The organism is Thalassospira sp. MCCC 1A03138 (genome assembly GCF_002115785.1).
Classification (GTDB): Bacteria; Pseudomonadota; Alphaproteobacteria; order Rhodospirillales; family Thalassospiraceae; genus Thalassospira.
Map to the genome: position 1 here is coordinate 413,380 of NZ_JFJY01000001.1, position 15,601 is coordinate 428,980.

Below are 15,601 nucleotides of genomic sequence, written 5' to 3' on the forward strand. Positions count from 1 at the left end.
CGGGACTAAAGCCCCGCGCCCCTAATCAAAACTCACCGATCACGGTGGTGAGTTTGCCCTTCAACGTCTCTGCGTTGAACGGCTTGACGATATAATTCGAAACGCCGGCTTTTTTGGCCATGACAACGTTTTCGGTTTTCGCCTCTGCGGTGATCATGATGAAGGGCAGATCCTTCAGCTTTGTATCAGCGCGAACTTCTTTCAGAAGCTGAAGACCAGTCATCGGCTCCATATTCCAGTCAGAAATCACAAGGCTGAACGACTTTTCGCGCAGTTTGCGCAAAGCCATGCTGCCATCCGTCGCTTCTTCGATGTTCGTAAAGTTCAACTGCCGCAGGAGATTGCGGATGATACGCAACATGGTTTTGTAGTCATCCACAATCAGGATCGGCATATTCGGATCGACGGCCATTCACCACTCCATCATGCTATCAAATCTCTCACCCTTACCCCTGTATTCCCTGTGCATAAGGGTAAGGCCCCTATAATCGTGATGTACCTATTTAACAATGGTTAATCAAGGCTTTTCACAATTCCCTAATAACATCCATCATGTTGAACACACTGCAATAATCGACTGGTTGATGCCCTTCCAGATAACAGTCAGCGCCCCGGATCAGCAAGATTTGAGATTATTGAAGCGGCAACATGTTTATATCCTGTTTATAAGCCAACTCTGTTGTCAGAGCACGTGCGCGGTCTGGTGACATCTCCGCCAAAACAGCAGCAGTATTTGCCTCGCGCATACCAAGTGCAACCTGCAACAGGATTTCCATATCAAGATCGTTCCAGATACGCGCAGCATCCTTCGGTTTCATTTTCTCATAGACACTGATCAGCTTCTTGATCCGATCACTTTCCTGCTCTTCCTTGGTTGCCACCAAATCCTCAATCGCAGTTTTAAGCGATTTCATTTCCTCGATCTTGGCGTCAATCCGGGCTTCGGCAGCAGCAAGAAGGCTCTCGCGCTCATCAAGGCGCTGTTCCTTTCGATCAAGTTCCGAGCGCCGCACCGAAAGGTTCTGCAAAAGATCGATTTCTTCCTGTGTGAAAAGGGTCGGATCACCGCCCAGCATCGGCGGCGTATCACCCGCGCCATCAATACCCCCAGTGCCGTCACCTTCCATCATCCCCATCGGGTCATCAAGCCCGGGCGCACCTGTTTCCGCAGGTTGATCCGGAGCCGCAGATGGATCAGGAGCCTGGGCACGCGCAATCTGAACCACACTGATACCCGATGCATCAGCAGCTTCATCACCTTTGGGCTCATCCGAAAACAGTCCGACGATCTTGACCGTTAAAACGACAAAACCAACCACGACCACCAACGGCAGGATACGTACAGCAGACATTCATTCACCCGGCAAATGGGACGCTTGCACGCCCATATTGAACTTCAAATCATATACTAACAGGTAGGTATCAAATTTGTCGAAAAAAGACGCCCCACCTGTTTTTTAGCAATCATGGCGATTTTATCTGATTGACCCTATCAACAACGCCTCTAACGGACAGACCGCAAAGCGGCGAGAAGTTCACGTTCGGCTTCGGAACGCCCGGCATCCTCATCTTGTTCATAAGGATCAGAAGCAGGTTCGCGTAAAGGCGATCCACCAGATCGCATGCCCGAACCATATCCGCCACCAGCCGGTTCGGCCGAAGAAGGCGCAGATGCGCCAGGCATTGTGCCGCGTTCAACATCACGCATCAACCGGGCAGCCAGTTCCTCTGCTCGGGTTTCAACACCCTGCCTGTCATCAACAACGTTGTTTCGCTCTTTACCGGTAGCATTTCCGGCCTCGGCAAATTTTGCCTCGCCAGCACCGCGGCGGGTGGCATTGACATCACTTGCCGCCTTTTCCAGTCGGTTGGCAATGCTCTCACCCCGATCGACCATAAAGGACAGATCTTCGTGCAGCCCACTGGCCTTTTCGATATCTTCACGCAATTTTTCGCCGGATTGCTCGGCCATTTCCTTCAGCGCGCGGATTGAAACTTCGGCTCGTTCGTTTGCCGCATTGAAAGCCGTCAGAAAGTTCTGCATTTCTTCGCGATTGCGACGAAACGCCGCCAAACGACGGCTCAGGATCATGGCGTAGATGATCGTCGCAATTAGCAACACAATCATTACCAGATCAAGATAGATGGCATAGTCCATCAACTGTCGTCCTCGTTATGCCGCGCCCGGTCACGAACCTGAATCGCGATCCTGTCCCCCTTGCGCCCCATCATCCCCTTGAACAGGGGGACATCGCCGCACCGAACCTCGACAGGCGAGGTCGGACTGGTATTAAGAACCAAACGGTTGCCAACTTCCAGATTAATCACATCGCCAAGCGACATGATCTGCTCGTCGAGTACCGCAAGAAGGTTCACATGGGTTTGCCACAACTCGTTCGCTAGGTGATTTTCCCAGATCGAGTCTCGACCGAATTTTTCCCCCATGAACATCTGAAGCAGCAGTTCACGAACCGGCTCCAGTGTTGCATATGGGATCAGCAGTTCCAGACGACCACCGCGATCTTCCATGTCAATGCGCAGCTTTGCAACGATGGCAGCATTGGCATGACGGGCGATGGTCGCAAAACGCGGGTTGGTTTCAAGGCGCTCGAACCGGAAGGTCACCGGGCTTAATGGGTCAAATGCCGCCGACAAATCCCCGAGAACCACATGGATCATGCGCTCGACAAGATTGCGTTCAATCGTGGTGTAGGGACGACCTTCAATACGCATTGCCGCCGTACCGCGACGCCCGCCCAGCAACACATCCACGATGGAATAAATCAGCGCAGAATCAACCGTCAGCAACCCATAGTTGTCCCATTCCTCGGCCTTGAAAACACCTAGCATGGCGGGCAAGGGGATCGAGTTCAGATAATCCCCGAAACGCAACGACAGGATGTTATCAAGCGATACTTCAACGTTGTCGGATGTGAAGTTACGCAACGAGGTGGACATCATGCGCACCAGCCGGTCGAAAACAACTTCGAGCATCGGCAGACGTTCATACGCCACCATCGACGAGTTGATGATCGCCTGAATGCCGGATTGGTCACCCGCACCTGATCCGTCATCAAAACCAAGCAGACTGTCAATTTCATCCTGGTTCAGAACACGCGCAGATCCGGGGCCAACATCCTCATCTTCGCCACCGCCATCTTCATCGCCAAGCATGGATTCCCATTCGGCGGCCATATCCTCGCCACCGTCGTCTCCATCCTCGTCAGCGCCTGCCATGGCTTCCCATTCAGCGGCAAGTGCGTCATCATCATCTTCATCTGCCATCGGCGATTTGTCCCTGGCCCTTCTGGCCCGTTACTTTCTTGCCCATATACTTTCTTGTATGGTGTCTCTGGCATTGCCGCCAGCACCTTATTGTACCAGCATTTCCTTGAACAGAACGTCGTTGATTTTTGCAGGCTTTGCTGCTGCACTGACACGGATCAGCAATTCTTCACGAAGGCGGAACATCCCCTCGGAGCCAGCCAGATCTTCCGGTCGCAGTTCACGCAGGTAAACCTGAAAGTTATCAACAATACGCGGCATCATTTGCTCGATCTGGGGCAACATGCTCTGGTCTGCAACTTCCAGACTGACGCGTATTTTAAGATAACTTTGCTTGCCTCCTCCGGCGTTCAGGTTCACCAGAATTTCCGGCAGATCGACAAACCCGACATTTTGCGGAACCCCCGGCGCCTCTTCGATGGCGCTTTCGGAAATCACTTCTTCGGTGTGATCCCCCCCGCCGCCGGTCACCATGTCAATCACAGGCTGAAGAAGCCCCGTGAAATAGGCCGCAGCAGCACCACCCAATAGCAGGAGTACCAGCAGGATAACCACGACCAGCAATTTCTTGCTGCGTCCCCCACCGCCTTCCAGTTCTATTTCGTCGACATCATCACCCATCGGTCTGCATTACCCTGCGTTCAACACCGTTACCCTCTGACCAGCAAACACTATGCCGGAATGATGAGACATAATGCCTCGACGTTAAAATTCCGTTTCCCGCATTTTTCCGCGCAATCACCTCTGTAAAGTAAATTAGTTCGGGACGACCCGATTATCACCCCCGGCACAGACGCCCCGGCAATAATGCACGGCAGGTTCTGCCAAAGCAGGGCCACAGAATGTGCGGCAACAAATGCCGGGCGAAATTTTATCTTTCGATTTCATAAACTTACCATAACTGGCACGCCTTTCGCAATTAGCCTGTCCAGATCACCTACCCGATTTGGGAAAGCAGAATTATGGAAAACGTTACCTACATCGCTTTGTCGCGTCAAAAGACGCTCCGCAGCATGATGAACAACATCTCTCAGAACCTGGCGAACATGAATACGACCGGGTACAAGGAAGAAAAGATGATGTTCACCGATTGGGTTGCGAAGAACAAGGATGCGCCGTTCCGGGGCGAGCGTGAAATATCGCTTGTTCAGGACATCGCGCAGTTTCGCGACACACGCGTAGGCAACATTGAAATCACTGAACAATCGCTTGATGTGGCACTGAGCCAGCCGGACATGTTCTTTGCAGTACAGACCCCAACCGGTGTGCAATATACACGCAACGGTAACTTCACTGTTGACCCAGGCGGACAGCTTGTCACCAATCAAGGGCTACCGGTCTTGAGCGATGCTGGCCAGCCTATTTTTTTCAATGAAGCTGACGGGCAAGTCAAAATCAAAGGCGATGGTAGCATTTCAACCGATATCGGTCAGATAGGCCGGCTGCAGGTTGTAACGTTTGATAACGTTCAGGATATGAATAAAACGGGTAGCTCCCTATACAGCATCATCAAAGAAAACCCGAACGATCCCGATGGAGCCCAGCCGGTTGAGAATCCCGGCGTTGTTCAGGGTGCCCTCGAAAAATCCAACGTCAACCCGATCAGTTCAATGACACAGATGATTGATGTGTTGCGTACCTATCAGTCCGTGACTCGGTCGCTGGAAAGCGAGAACGAGCGTCAACGTAACATGATTAGCAAACTGGGCGATGTTCGCGCCTGATTAAACGGGCGCCCGCCCTAAAGAATTCATATGCGCCCATGGCGTAGACCCAGGAGACAGAAGATGCGGTCACTTGATATTGGAGCCCTTGGCATGCAGGCACAATCCACCAACGTGGATGTGACCTCGCACAACATCGCCAACATGACCACCACCGGCTATAAACGCCAGCGCGCCGAATTCCAGGACCTGCTATATCAGGATCTGCGTCGCGCCGGGTCCCCGTCATCCGATACAGGGACAATTGTTCCTGTCGGCGTTCAGGTCGGCCTCGGTGTAAAAACCGCAGCAATAGGGCGTTATATGGGTCAGGGCACCCTATCTCTGACCGAAAACGAGCTTGATGTTGCCATACAGGGACGCGGTTACCTGCAGATCGATTTGCCCAGTGGTGAAACAGCTTACACCCGTGACGGCACTATGAAACTCGATGCCAATGGACAGATCGTAACCAAAGATGGTTTTGCCGTTCAGCCGGGTATCACCGTGCCAAACAACGCGACGTCCATCACCATTAACACCTCAGGAGAAGTGCTCGCCGAAATCGATGGCCAGGTTGCACTTCAGAATCTGGGACAAATCCAACTTGCAACCTTCATCAACCCAGCCGGGCTTGATGCGCTTGGCGATAACCTGTTCCTCGAAACTGAGGCGTCAGGTGATGCCACCACCGGTGTTCCTGGTTCTGTTGGTTTTGGTACCGTTCAGCAGGGCTATCTGGAATCCTCAAACGTCAACGTCGTTCAGGAAATCACCAACCTGATAAAGGCGCAGCGCGCATACGAGATGAATTCCAAATCGATCTCGACCACGGATGAAATGATGAGCTCCGTCAGCAACCTGCGTTAATTCGATACGGTTCCGAACTGATAAAAACTCTTGGAAAATGAATGCGCGGGCAGCCTTGGAAAAAGTGGTTTCCCGCGTTAACTGCGTTTACGCGATTTATACAGTTCCGTGCTATGGTTGGCGGATGAAAATGCAGAAAATATTCCTTGTCCTTGCCCTTTTGCTTGCGGTGCTGCTGAGCAACCCAAAACCGTCGCACGCGCAATCGTCGTCCAGCTCCCAAGAACTGGATACCAATATCCTGTTGCGCCCTGATGCGGTTGTCGAAGGACAATATGTGACATTGGGAGACATTTTCAGCGGCATCGACGTTGAACAGGCTGATATTCCGGTTTCCCATTCCCCGCAGCCCGGACGGCAAAGCGTTCTTGATTACCGCTGGCTTTATGGCATTGCGCAGCGAAACAAAATTGCATGGCGCCCCCGAACGACGGCGGACCAAATCGTCATCACCCGCGCAAGCCAGACAATTTCCATCGACGAAATTTCCGAAGCGATCAAAGATGCGCTTGTCGACCACGGAATAAAGCCGCCCTTTACTGTCGACCTTTCCGGCGAGACATTTCAAATCCATCTGCCTGTCGATGTACCGGCCGAAGTCGAGATCACCGGTCTTGACGTCAACCAACGGACAAACCGGTTCATTGCCAGTGTCACCACCGGCACGCAAACAGCCCAGCGCCGCACTTATCGCATGAGCGGCAGATATTTCCCCCTGGCACAGGTTCCCGTTGTGATCGAACCCGTCCGGCGTGGAGAGATCGTCCGCCCGGATCAGGTTGAATACCGAAATGTCCGCTCGGAACGCCTTCCAGCGGGAGCCATTCGCGACATCAACGATGTTATCGGCAAAGAAGCTTTGCGCCCGATCAAATCAGACGAACCCCTGATGTTCCGCGACTTTTCCAATCCGATCCTTGTTCGGCGCGGCGCACTGGTTACGATCCGATTGTTCACCGCCAACATGTCGCTAACCGCACGCGGCAAAGCGCTTGAAGACGGGGCAAAAGGCGCGATCATTCGCGTCATGAACATGACCAGCAACAAAACCATCCAAGTGGAAGTTGTTGCCGAGAACGAAGTTCGCGCTTTGCCCGCAATGTCGCAATAACACGGCGATTTCCCGCAATTCACGATGAAAGACAAAGGCTTGCCGACCCGGCAAGCTTTGCCCGCTCGGGAACCGTAATCTGGCATGAGGATTGCGTAGATACAGGCAGGAATTCCAGGAGGAATAAATGCCCGTTAATCACATGCAGATTTCAATGCGCCGCTTGGCAATTGTAACCGGCCTGATCGGTGCCACAGCACTGCTTTCAGGCTGCAACGCGATGAAACGCCTTTCCGAAGTCGGCGAGGCACCGAGGCTCTCGGCAATCGACAATCCCACGCAGTCAGAAACCTATCGACCGGTAAGCCTGCCAATGCCTGCACCGCAGGTCGCAGAAAGCAATCCGAACTCGCTATGGCGTTCCGGTGCACGTTCGTTCTTCAAGGACCAGCGCGCCAATCAGGTTGGTGACATTCTGACGGTTGTTGTCGATATGCAGGACAGTGCGGCACTGGCCAACACCACCGCACGTTCCCGCACCAATAGCGAAGATCTCGCGGTACCAAACCTTTTTGGCCTCGAGTCCGAATTCACCAAAGTACTACCGGAAACGATCAACCCATCATCGATGTTCGATATGGACAGCGCGACGTCCAACAGAGGCAGTGGCACGCTTGACCGTAACGAAGCGATTGACCTGCGCGTGGCAGCCATCGTCATTCAGGTTCTTCCGAACGGAAATTATGTCATTCATGGTCGTCAGGAAATCAGGGTAAACAGCGAAGTCCGTGAAGTTCAGATCGCGGGCGTCATACGTGCTGCAGACATCAGTTCGTCCAACGAAGTCGAATATGACAAAATCGCGGAAGCCCGTATTTCCTATGGTGGTCGCGGTACGATTTCCGATGTACAGCAGCCGCGTTACGGCAGCGAAATCATGGATGTCATTCTACCGTTCTGATTAATCCTGATCGCCTGCGCCTTCCTGGATTCCCGTGGGCAATCACGATTGACCAAAACCGGCCTGCCACAGGCCGGTTTTGTTTCGCCTGAACCAAGCCAAAACAAAAAAGGTCCGGCTGCAAATTACAGCCGGACCTTTGATTTTGGTTATCCCTAACCGGTATTCCCCAACAGAGCCTTGGCTTTTGCCATTTGACCGGATCAACGCAGGCGCGACCCGTGTTTGTTTCCCGACGCGATCAGTCGTCGCGGCGAGTGCGCTCCATCCGTTCGTGGCGTTCCTGAGCTTCGATGCTCAGGGTCGCAATCGGACGAGCTTCAAGTCTTTTAAGGCTGATCGGCTCGTCGGTTTCTTCGCAGTAACCATATGATCCGTCTTCAATTCGACGCAAAGCAGCATCAATTTTTGAAATCAGCTTACGCGCCCTGTCACGAGTGCGGAGCTCCAAGGCCCGGTCTGTTTCGGCCGATGCACGATCGGTCAAATCCGGTTCCTGAAGTCCCCCGCCATCCTGCAGGCTCGCTAATGTTTCCGAAGATTCTTGCAGCAGTTCAGCCCGCCAGGCCAAAAGCTTCTGCCGGAAATATTCCCGCTGGCGCGGGTTCATGAACTCTTCGTCCTCAGCGGGACGATAGTCTGGTGGTAGCGTGATAGTCATGTACGCCCTCTATACAGGACTCATCGAACGCGCGGCAATATAGAGGGCGCGCGCAATGGGTGCAAGCTGATTGAGTAAATAAATCTGAATTAGCCTGAAAGCCTTCATAACCCTGAGTTTCACGACCAGAGCTATTGCCCAAACCTTGAATTTCAGGCCAGACCGGAAACTTCAAGCTTTGCAAGCTCGACCTGTGCCCGCAGATCAATCTCGTCCAGCACAGAAGAAAGGGCTGGATCGGAGATATTTTCGCGCTGCTGATCCAACAGCCCGACAAGCTGGCGCAGTCGGCTGGCAGGCAAAGTCCCGCTCAACAGAGCATCCCGCACACCTTCAAGCTGTTCAAGCAAGCTTTCGGCCCGCAGGACGGCGTGCTTTTTCGGGGAATCAAGTGCATCACCACTTTGCTGTAACGCCAGCAATGCATCGAGCGCACTGACCGTTCCCGAACTATGCACACTACCTGCCCCGCTTGCTCCGCCCGCGGAATCGAGTGAACGAATTGCATCAGCAAAACCGCCCGCACCGCCACCGCCAGATGTTTTCTTGCGTGTCGTGCTATTCGTGCCTGTCGCTTTGGATCCGCTGACCTTCATTTTTCACTTCCGCCTGCTATGTGGTAAGCTTGCCGGGATCGAACATTCAGCCATCACTACGTCAATCAGCTGTGCAAAGCCTGTCGGCTCAATCCGCACAGCCCTTTGGCAGTGATCCCGTTAGGCCGAGTCTCCCCCAAAGCGTTGCCTGACGCAACGGGAAAAAAATGCCGGGTCAGCACTCCACTATTGCCGTGCAGTTCGTCTCCTCGTCAAAAAAACACCGATTTTCCGGAAACTTGCGCAATCAGTGATCCAAAGCTTTGGCTTTCTGCCATCTGGCACGGTTTTCGCTGAAGTGTTTGCAAATTGTATCGGGTGGCAAACCCATCCCCGGAAGCGGAACAAAGAATATGATCAAAGGTCTAGGCAAATATGCATTAAAGGCAGCAGTGCTGGGCATGATCGCCCTGACGCAGGTTGCTCCGGCAAACGCCCAGTCGCGCATCAAGGATATCGCCGACTTTGAAGGCGTACGTGACAACATGCTGGTCGGTTACGGCCTGGTTGTCGGTTTGAACGGCACGGGTGACGATCTGGGTGATGCTGACTTTACCCGCCAAAGCCTTGTGGCCATGCTTGAACGGCTCGGCATCAACGTGCGCAGCCAGATCGATGACATTGATTCCGACAATATCGCGGCCGTAATGGTCACCGCCACCCTGCCTCCCTTCTCGCGTCAGGGTTCGCGTCTTGATGTCTCCATCAGCGCAATAGGCACCGCCAAAAGCCTTCAGGGCGGTACACTTTTGGTAACCCCAATGGTCGGTGCAGACGGCGAAGTTTATGCTGTTGCCCAAGGCAATCTGGCGGTTGGTGGTTTCTCGGCCGGAGGCAATGCTCAAACCGTGGTCAAGGGTGTTCCGACTTCTGCGCGTATCGCCAATGGCGGCATCGTTGAACGCGAAATCGATTTCAATCTCAATTCCATGCAGAACATGTCGGTTGTCCTGCGCAACCCCGATTTCACGACGGCAAGCCGCATCGCCGAAGCCGTCAATGCCTATCTTGGTGAAGTCGCAGCCCGTCCGAGCGACCCGGGTACCGTTCGCATCAACATTCCGGAACGCTACAATCAGAATGTCGTAGCTTTGCTGACGGATATCGAACAGCTTCGCGTTGAGCCTGATCAGATCGCACGTGTGGTCATCGACGAAAACACCGGCACGATCGTTATGGGCGAAAATGTTCGCATCAATCGTGTTGCCATTGCACAGGGCAACCTGACTATTCGCGTCACCGAGACCCCACAGGTGTCTCAGCCTTCTCCGTTCTCGCAGACGGGTACGACCGAAACCGTTGATCGCACCAACATTCAGGTCGATGAAGGCGAGGATAACCAGCTCGGCGTTCTTGAAAGCGGCGTCAGCCTGCAGGAACTGGTTAATGGCCTGAACAGCCTTGGCGTCGGACCGCGCGACATGATCACCATCCTTCAGGCGATCAAAACGTCCGGCGCACTTCAAGCCGAAATCGAGGTGATGTGATGATGATCGACAGCACCAATGCATTGATGGCGCAGGCGCAGACATCTGCCCAGTACGGCAGCCAGAACAATGTCTCGAACCGCGCAAGCCAGTTGACAGACGGACATATCAAAACCGAAGCCCAGGCGCGTAAAGCAGGCCAGGAATTTGAATCAATGTTTCTAGGTCAGATGCTGAGCCACATGTTTGCAGGTATCGAAACCAACGAAACATTTGGCGGCGGGCATGGCGAAACCATGATGCGGTCCCTGCTTGTTGATGAATATGCCAAAGAAATGACCCGCGCAGGTGGCATCGGAATTGCAGATGCCGTTACACGCGAAATCCTCAAGGTGCAGGAAGGATAATGACCATGACCACCGAACAGATGGTTATCGAACTCAAAAGCGTCACTTATGACCTGATTTCCCTGCTGGAGCGCGAGAATCAGGGGATGCGGGCCATTCCAATGCAAGAATATGAACGTTTTATCAATGATAAAACAGCGCTTTGCATGCGGTATGAGCAGTTGGTAACAACCCTTCGTAAACATGGGGACGAGCTGAAAAAGCTACCTACAGAAATCCGCGCAGAGCTAAGAGAACTGCAAGAACGCTTTCATGACGTTGCCGACAAAAACCGAATAGTTCTTTTGGCAATGCGGCGCACCACAGATCACATCGTAAAGACAATCGTCGACTCGATAAAAAAGCAGGCGGCAAGCGACTTCAGTCCATATGACAAATATGGAAACGCAGCGTCCGCACCAATCAGCAGCTATTCGAAACCGCAACAGAAAAAGTCTCTCTCGGTTTCACTGAATAAAACCCTTTAACGAGGTATTTTGTTATGTCGTTGACCTCTGCACTGAACAGCGCTGTTTCTGGTTTGAATACCGCACAAGCGCGCATTGCTGTGACGTCATCAAATATCTCGAACGTAAATACCATCGGCTATTCGAGAAAGATTTCCCAGCAGGAAACAATCACCCTTAACGGAACTGGCGCGGGCTCGACTGTCTCAAGCATATCGCGGAACATCGACGAGGGCTTGATGAAAACCCTGCGCGCCGAAATGGCTGACGCAGGGCGCACGGAAGTTCGTCTCAATTTTTATCAGAGCCTGCAACAAATGTTTGGCTCACCTGAGTCTAACTCCGCGATTAGCCAGCGCATAAGCGAACTTGCTAACGCGATGGATCAAGTTGCGACCTCTCCCGAGCAGAATGCCCCAAAAATCGAGGTTGTCGAGGCGGCCGAACAAGTTGTGAAATCGTTCGCGACAATGTCTGACCGGTTACAAAGTCTTCGTGCTGAAGCTGACGACCAAATCGGCGCAGACGTTCGCCGTGCCAATCAGCTTTTGTCCGAAATCGGCCAGCTAAACAGCTCTATTGTACAGCTGAAAAATCTGGGACAGCCAACTGCCGACTTGCTCGATAAACGAGACAACGCGCTGACCGAGCTGTCCAAAATTATGAATATCAATTCATTTACACGTGGTGACGGTTCAATCGTTGTCATGACGGGCACCGGTAATCGTGTGCTGCTTGACCGTAATGTTGAACAGCTGACCTTTAATGAAACGTCGAGCTTTTCGGCAGGCTACGGTGGTGACGGATTGTCGCTGAACGGTGAAGACATCACTGACGAGCTCAAATCCGGCACACTACGCGCCCTATTTGATATGCGTGATACAGAGCTGCCGGAAATGCAGGATCAGATAAATGAACTTGCTCAGAACCTGCGTAACGAACTTAATGCAATTCATAATAAAGGCACAGCATTTCCGCCCCCCGCAAACCTCAGCGGAACGCGTCTTGTCAACCTGGGCGATACAATATCGGCTGCCGGCCCAAGCAACACTGTCCGTATTGCGGCCCTGAATGCCGATGGCTCGCTAACGGCCGGAGCCAGCTACCTTGACCTTGACCTTGCCGGACTGACACCGCCAACGGTTAATGAAATCATCAATCAGATCAACAGTGCACCGGGTCTCGCGGGACGAATTCAAGCGCGCCTGGAACCCTCGCCGAGCGGAAAACTCATAATCGAAGGCATCGGTGAAAATAAAGTCGCGATCAACGAAATGGATAGCGCGATTGACGTAAATGGCATCGAAACCAGAGGCTTCTCACACTACTTTGGGCTGAATGATTTCTTTGCCAGCGACGAAACCGGTGCGACCCTCTATTCATCTCCTGTGAACAACCCCGATGCAGCGCTTTCTGTAGTTGGAACATTGACGATTAACGGGGTCAATGTTCCCTACACCACTTCAGACAGCATGGCCGATTTGGCGGCGACGATTAACGCTATCCCAGGTCTTTCGGCAACCGTTATGGAAGATGGAAGCAGAGGCCGACTGAAAATCACTTCCGATAGTGGCGCCAACATCTCTTATTCCGACACGGGAAGTCTCGTATCCAAACTCGGACTTTCCGAAAACTCACCGTCAACAGCGCTGGGTTTGACCGTAAATAGCTCAATCTCCGACAATCCGGGACGAATTATTCGCGGAGCGATGAACGCTTCAAGCTATGCGTCCTCAACAGGACAAACAACAGGCACGGATGCAATTACCGGTCTCACCGGCGGAGACTTGGTCCTTCGCGGCGAGTTCGGCTCAACAACAGCCGTGACCTTGGCTTATCCGGCTGGCGCGTCGCTGGACGACATTGCAAATTTGATCAACAACAATGCAACGCTAACTGCTGCGAATGTGACAGCAGAAGTTCGCTTTGATAGCGGTGTTGGCGGCTATGTCTTGATGATCAATGATTCAAACAAAGATTCTCTGGGACTTGAAGACGCCGGCGGCGGCAACCTGATCACCGCCATCAACCTCGACATCACAACAGGGTTGAGTTCCGGTGACAATAGCGCAGCGCTCGCAATGGCAGACCTGTTTGACTCTGATGGTATCGATTTTGATGCAGCAGGTGGACTGCCAAACCAGAAAACCAGTTTTACCGGCTATGCGGCCTATTTGATTTCGACGAATTCCGCCAAAGCATCAACAGCCAAAAGTCAGGCAGATTTCAGCGCGACTCAAACTGCCGACCTCAATAACAGGCTGCAAAATATTGCTGGGGTAAACCTAGATGAAGAAATGTCAGACTTGATCATCTTGCAGCGTGCATACTCGGCATCGGCAAAAGTTTTTACAACGGTTGACGAGTTGTTCGACAGCCTCATGAACGTCATTTAAAGCCTCGCGTAGCGAAGAGGATATCTATCATGATCGGAAGAGTTGCCACTTTCACCAATCACAATTTGCTGACCAATCAGGCGCTCGGCCAAGCATCTAATATTGTCGATTTACGGAACCAGGCATCAAGCGGCTACAAGTCGCGTGATTACGCAGGCATAGCTTCCGAAGCACAGGGTCTTTTGAGCTTCGAAAACAATCTAAATCGCCTAGAACAATATAATCGTAATGGTGTGCAAACCTCTTTGCGCCTTAAGAGTATGGAAACAGCAGTGAGCAACATCCTGGAACTTGCAACAGATATGCAAGCCCAGATTCTGAGTGCAACAAATGCTGATCAGGCAGACGAAGCCGCGATAAATATATCCGCGAGATCGGCTCTTGAGCAACTTGAGGTCTTGCTTAATACAAAACTTGATGGCCGCTACCTGTTTGGCGGCTCGGACACCGGAAGCAGTGCAGTTAATTTTGACAATGTAGTCCTGCCTGAAACTCAAATGTCCGAACGATCCGTTGGTGACGGTACTGCAACACTGGCGAGCCTCGGTGTGACGGCTCCGGGCGGAACACTTGATATCAACGGAACCCTTATTCCCTATACCGATGCTCAAGACGTGCAAACTTTGGTGAATGACATCAATGCTGCCGGCGCTGGAGCAACAGCGACATTGCGCCAGGATCCCGAAGGCGGCGAGGTAAAGCTGGTGATTGAAGCAACAGGCGGCGGGCCGCTGGCAATTGCAGATATCGGCAACCTGCAGACCTCCTTATCAATGGTTAGCGCCCCGAACCCGGCTGCGGACTATGCGTATTACGAGGGAAACCAACAGAAACTCTCTGCACGGTTGAACGAAGAGTTTACTATTGAATATGGGATCAACGCTGACGAAAGCGCATTTGAGGAATTGATCCGCGGATTGAAAATCGCTGCGGAAACAGGAAACCCTGCGTCTCTGAACGTTGCTTTGGGACACGTAAAAAACGCAATTAAATCCCTGACTGATGTTCAAACAAGTATCGGGGTCGACTTACACAATACGGAAAATGTTCAATCGCAAAACACTGATCTGAAACTGTTTTACGAGGAAGCGGTTACAAGTTTCGAAGCTGCTGACATCCCATCGACAATTGCCATTCTCGCGCAGTATGAAACTTCGCTGCAAGCGAGCTATATGGTCCTAAATAAGAGCACACAACTATCCCTTACGGATTATCTTCGTTGAAGCAGTAGGTAAAAAACGCCATATTCAAGATAATTGAGAAATCAGATGATTCTGGAGACCAACATTATGGCCGAAAGCCAGCCGCTCGATGAGCAGGCCAACAGCGTCGAATTGAATACGCGATTTGGACAGCTGACGCTTGACCGAAGCAAGGCTATCAGCATGAACGCGAAAATGCTGGGTTTTTCGGACAGCAGTCATTTTGGTTTGATTGATATTCCTGGAAATGCCAAGTTGCCATACAAACTTTGGCAGAGCTACGACAACGAAAACGTTTCATTCATCGTCTATCCATATATGACGGGCAACGAAATTGTCGATTTTCAGGAAATTCAGGACGCAGCAACCCATCACGGGGTAGCGCCAGAAGACGTGGCTGCTGTATTTGTTGTCAAAATTGACAAGCGCGAAGATGGAAAACTATCTCTAAGTGTCAATCTGCAAGCGCCCATCATCATAGATACTGCCAAACAAACCGCTTGGCAGCATATCTTTCCGCACAACAAATATCCGGTCGACTTTGCTCTTTAATAATCCCCATCTCGATCCCTATGAGATTCTGGGACGAGAAGTTA

General features: G+C 52.1%; 17 protein-coding genes. 10 read left to right on the forward strand and 7 right to left on the reverse strand.

Going from position 1 to position 15,601, the window contains the following annotated elements; genetic code table 11:
* Positions 1–25: 25 nt before the first annotated feature.
* From TH468_RS01990 to TH468_RS02010, 5 genes are all read right to left on the reverse strand, one after another.
* A complete protein-coding gene (locus tag TH468_RS01990; RefSeq protein WP_007092341.1) occupies positions 26–412 on the reverse strand; it encodes a response regulator in 387 nt (128 codons plus the stop codon).
* 220 nt (positions 413–632) lie between these two features.
* Positions 633–1,352 (reverse strand): MotE family protein, encoded by a 720-nt coding sequence (locus tag TH468_RS01995; RefSeq protein WP_085641986.1) that lies wholly within the window; start codon positions 1,350–1,352, stop codon positions 633–635.
* A 152-nt stretch (positions 1,353–1,504) separates the two neighbouring features.
* Positions 1,505–2,158, reverse strand: coding sequence for a DUF6468 domain-containing protein (locus tag TH468_RS02000; RefSeq protein ID WP_085641987.1), 654 nt, complete (start codon positions 2,156–2,158; stop codon positions 1,505–1,507).
* Positions 2,158–3,285 (reverse strand): flagellar motor switch protein FliM, encoded by a 1,128-nt coding sequence (gene fliM, locus TH468_RS02005; protein ID WP_085641988.1) that lies wholly within the window; start codon positions 3,283–3,285, stop codon positions 2,158–2,160. Before fliM ends, TH468_RS02000 begins: the two co-directional genes overlap by 1 nt.
* Before the next feature lie 87 nt (positions 3,286–3,372).
* A complete protein-coding gene (locus TH468_RS02010) occupies positions 3,373–3,906 on the reverse strand; it encodes a flagellar basal body-associated FliL family protein (protein ID WP_085641989.1) in 534 nt (177 codons plus the stop codon).
* 341 nt (positions 3,907–4,247) lie between these two features.
* On the opposite strand from TH468_RS02010, the gene flgF reads away from it, so the two are divergent.
* The 4 genes from flgF (at position 4,248) to flgH (ending at position 7,870) form a co-directional block, all read left to right on the forward strand.
* The gene (gene flgF, locus TH468_RS02015) at positions 4,248–5,009 is read left to right on the forward strand and encodes a flagellar basal-body rod protein FlgF (RefSeq protein WP_085641990.1); all 762 of its coding nucleotides are present in this window, start codon (positions 4,248–4,250) and stop codon (positions 5,007–5,009) included.
* 63 nt (positions 5,010–5,072) lie between these two features.
* Positions 5,073–5,858 carry a flagellar basal-body rod protein FlgG gene (gene flgG / locus TH468_RS02020; RefSeq protein ID WP_007092335.1) on the forward strand — a complete coding sequence of 262 codons (786 nt, stop codon included), beginning with the start codon at positions 5,073–5,075 and terminating at the stop codon, positions 5,856–5,858.
* A gap of 130 nt (positions 5,859–5,988) precedes the next feature.
* The gene (flgA, locus tag TH468_RS02025; RefSeq protein ID WP_246832189.1) at positions 5,989–6,969 is read left to right on the forward strand and encodes a flagellar basal body P-ring formation chaperone FlgA; all 981 of its coding nucleotides are present in this window, start codon (positions 5,989–5,991) and stop codon (positions 6,967–6,969) included.
* 127 nt (positions 6,970–7,096) lie between these two features.
* Positions 7,097–7,870, forward strand: coding sequence for a flagellar basal body L-ring protein FlgH (flgH, locus tag TH468_RS02030; RefSeq protein ID WP_246832190.1), 774 nt, complete (start codon positions 7,097–7,099; stop codon positions 7,868–7,870).
* Between the two features lie 241 nt (positions 7,871–8,111).
* Here the strand turns inward: flgH and dksA are convergent, their stop codons facing one another.
* Both dksA and TH468_RS02040 read right to left on the reverse strand, forming a co-directional pair.
* On the reverse strand, positions 8,112–8,531 hold the full coding sequence (dksA, locus tag TH468_RS02035; protein ID WP_007092332.1) for an RNA polymerase-binding protein DksA: 420 nt from the start codon (positions 8,529–8,531) through the stop codon (positions 8,112–8,114).
* 152 nt (positions 8,532–8,683) lie between these two features.
* A complete protein-coding gene (locus TH468_RS02040) occupies positions 8,684–9,127 on the reverse strand; it encodes a flagellar assembly protein FliX (RefSeq protein ID WP_085641993.1) in 444 nt (147 codons plus the stop codon).
* Positions 9,128–9,480: 353 nt separating this feature from the next.
* Here TH468_RS02040 and TH468_RS02045 point away from each other — a divergent pair, with 353 nt between their 5' ends.
* The 6 genes from TH468_RS02045 to fliW all read left to right on the forward strand — a co-directional run bounded on the left by TH468_RS02045 (position 9,481) and on the right by fliW (position 15,557).
* Positions 9,481–10,614: a flagellar basal body P-ring protein FlgI gene (locus tag TH468_RS02045; protein ID WP_085642439.1), complete on the forward strand. Its 1,134-nt coding sequence runs from the start codon at positions 9,481–9,483 to the stop codon at positions 10,612–10,614.
* Positions 10,614–10,961, forward strand: coding sequence for a rod-binding protein (locus tag TH468_RS02050; protein WP_085641994.1), 348 nt, complete (start codon positions 10,614–10,616; stop codon positions 10,959–10,961). Before TH468_RS02045 ends, TH468_RS02050 begins: the two co-directional genes overlap by 1 nt.
* A gap of 5 nt (positions 10,962–10,966) precedes the next feature.
* The gene (locus TH468_RS02055; RefSeq protein WP_139328334.1) at positions 10,967–11,428 is read left to right on the forward strand and encodes a hypothetical protein; all 462 of its coding nucleotides are present in this window, start codon (positions 10,967–10,969) and stop codon (positions 11,426–11,428) included.
* Between the two features lie 14 nt (positions 11,429–11,442).
* Entirely contained in the window at positions 11,443–13,803 is a 2,361-nt protein-coding gene (gene flgK / locus TH468_RS02060; RefSeq protein WP_085641995.1) for a flagellar hook-associated protein FlgK, read from the forward strand.
* A 29-nt stretch (positions 13,804–13,832) separates the two neighbouring features.
* Complete coding sequence (locus TH468_RS02065) at positions 13,833–15,026, forward strand: hypothetical protein (RefSeq protein WP_062961034.1); 1,194 nt, start codon at positions 13,833–13,835, stop codon at positions 15,024–15,026.
* A 66-nt stretch (positions 15,027–15,092) separates the two neighbouring features.
* On the forward strand, positions 15,093–15,557 hold the full coding sequence (fliW, locus tag TH468_RS02070) for a flagellar assembly protein FliW (protein ID WP_168177057.1): 465 nt from the start codon (positions 15,093–15,095) through the stop codon (positions 15,555–15,557).
* Positions 15,558–15,601 lie beyond the last annotated feature (44 nt).

Coding starts and splice junctions, on each gene's coding strand:
- flgF (WP_085641990.1), top strand. CDS start 4,248: ATGGAAAACGTTACCTACATCGCTTTGTCGCGTCAAAAGACGCTCCGC.
- dksA (WP_007092332.1), bottom strand. CDS start 8,531: ATGACTATCACGCTACCACCAGACTATCGTCCCGCTGAGGACGAAGAG.
- TH468_RS02065 (WP_062961034.1), top strand. CDS start 13,833: ATGATCGGAAGAGTTGCCACTTTCACCAATCACAATTTGCTGACCAAT.
- TH468_RS01995 (WP_085641986.1), bottom strand. CDS start 1,352: ATGTCTGCTGTACGTATCCTGCCGTTGGTGGTCGTGGTTGGTTTTGTC.
- flgG (WP_007092335.1), top strand. CDS start 5,073: ATGCGGTCACTTGATATTGGAGCCCTTGGCATGCAGGCACAATCCACC.
- TH468_RS02045 (WP_085642439.1), top strand. CDS start 9,481: ATGATCAAAGGTCTAGGCAAATATGCATTAAAGGCAGCAGTGCTGGGC.
- TH468_RS02050 (WP_085641994.1), top strand. CDS start 10,614: ATGATGATCGACAGCACCAATGCATTGATGGCGCAGGCGCAGACATCT.
- fliW (WP_168177057.1), top strand. CDS start 15,093: ATGGCCGAAAGCCAGCCGCTCGATGAGCAGGCCAACAGCGTCGAATTG.
- fliM (WP_085641988.1), bottom strand. CDS start 3,285: ATGGCAGATGAAGATGATGATGACGCACTTGCCGCTGAATGGGAAGCC.
- flgA (WP_246832189.1), top strand. CDS start 5,989: ATGCAGAAAATATTCCTTGTCCTTGCCCTTTTGCTTGCGGTGCTGCTG.
- TH468_RS02000 (WP_085641987.1), bottom strand. CDS start 2,158: ATGGACTATGCCATCTATCTTGATCTGGTAATGATTGTGTTGCTAATT.
- flgK (WP_085641995.1), top strand. CDS start 11,443: ATGTCGTTGACCTCTGCACTGAACAGCGCTGTTTCTGGTTTGAATACC.
- TH468_RS02010 (WP_085641989.1), bottom strand. CDS start 3,906: ATGGGTGATGATGTCGACGAAATAGAACTGGAAGGCGGTGGGGGACGC.
- TH468_RS02040 (WP_085641993.1), bottom strand. CDS start 9,127: ATGAAGGTCAGCGGATCCAAAGCGACAGGCACGAATAGCACGACACGC.
- flgH (WP_246832190.1), top strand. CDS start 7,097: ATGCCCGTTAATCACATGCAGATTTCAATGCGCCGCTTGGCAATTGTA.
- TH468_RS01990 (WP_007092341.1), bottom strand. CDS start 412: ATGGCCGTCGATCCGAATATGCCGATCCTGATTGTGGATGACTACAAA.
- TH468_RS02055 (WP_139328334.1), top strand. CDS start 10,967: ATGACCACCGAACAGATGGTTATCGAACTCAAAAGCGTCACTTATGAC.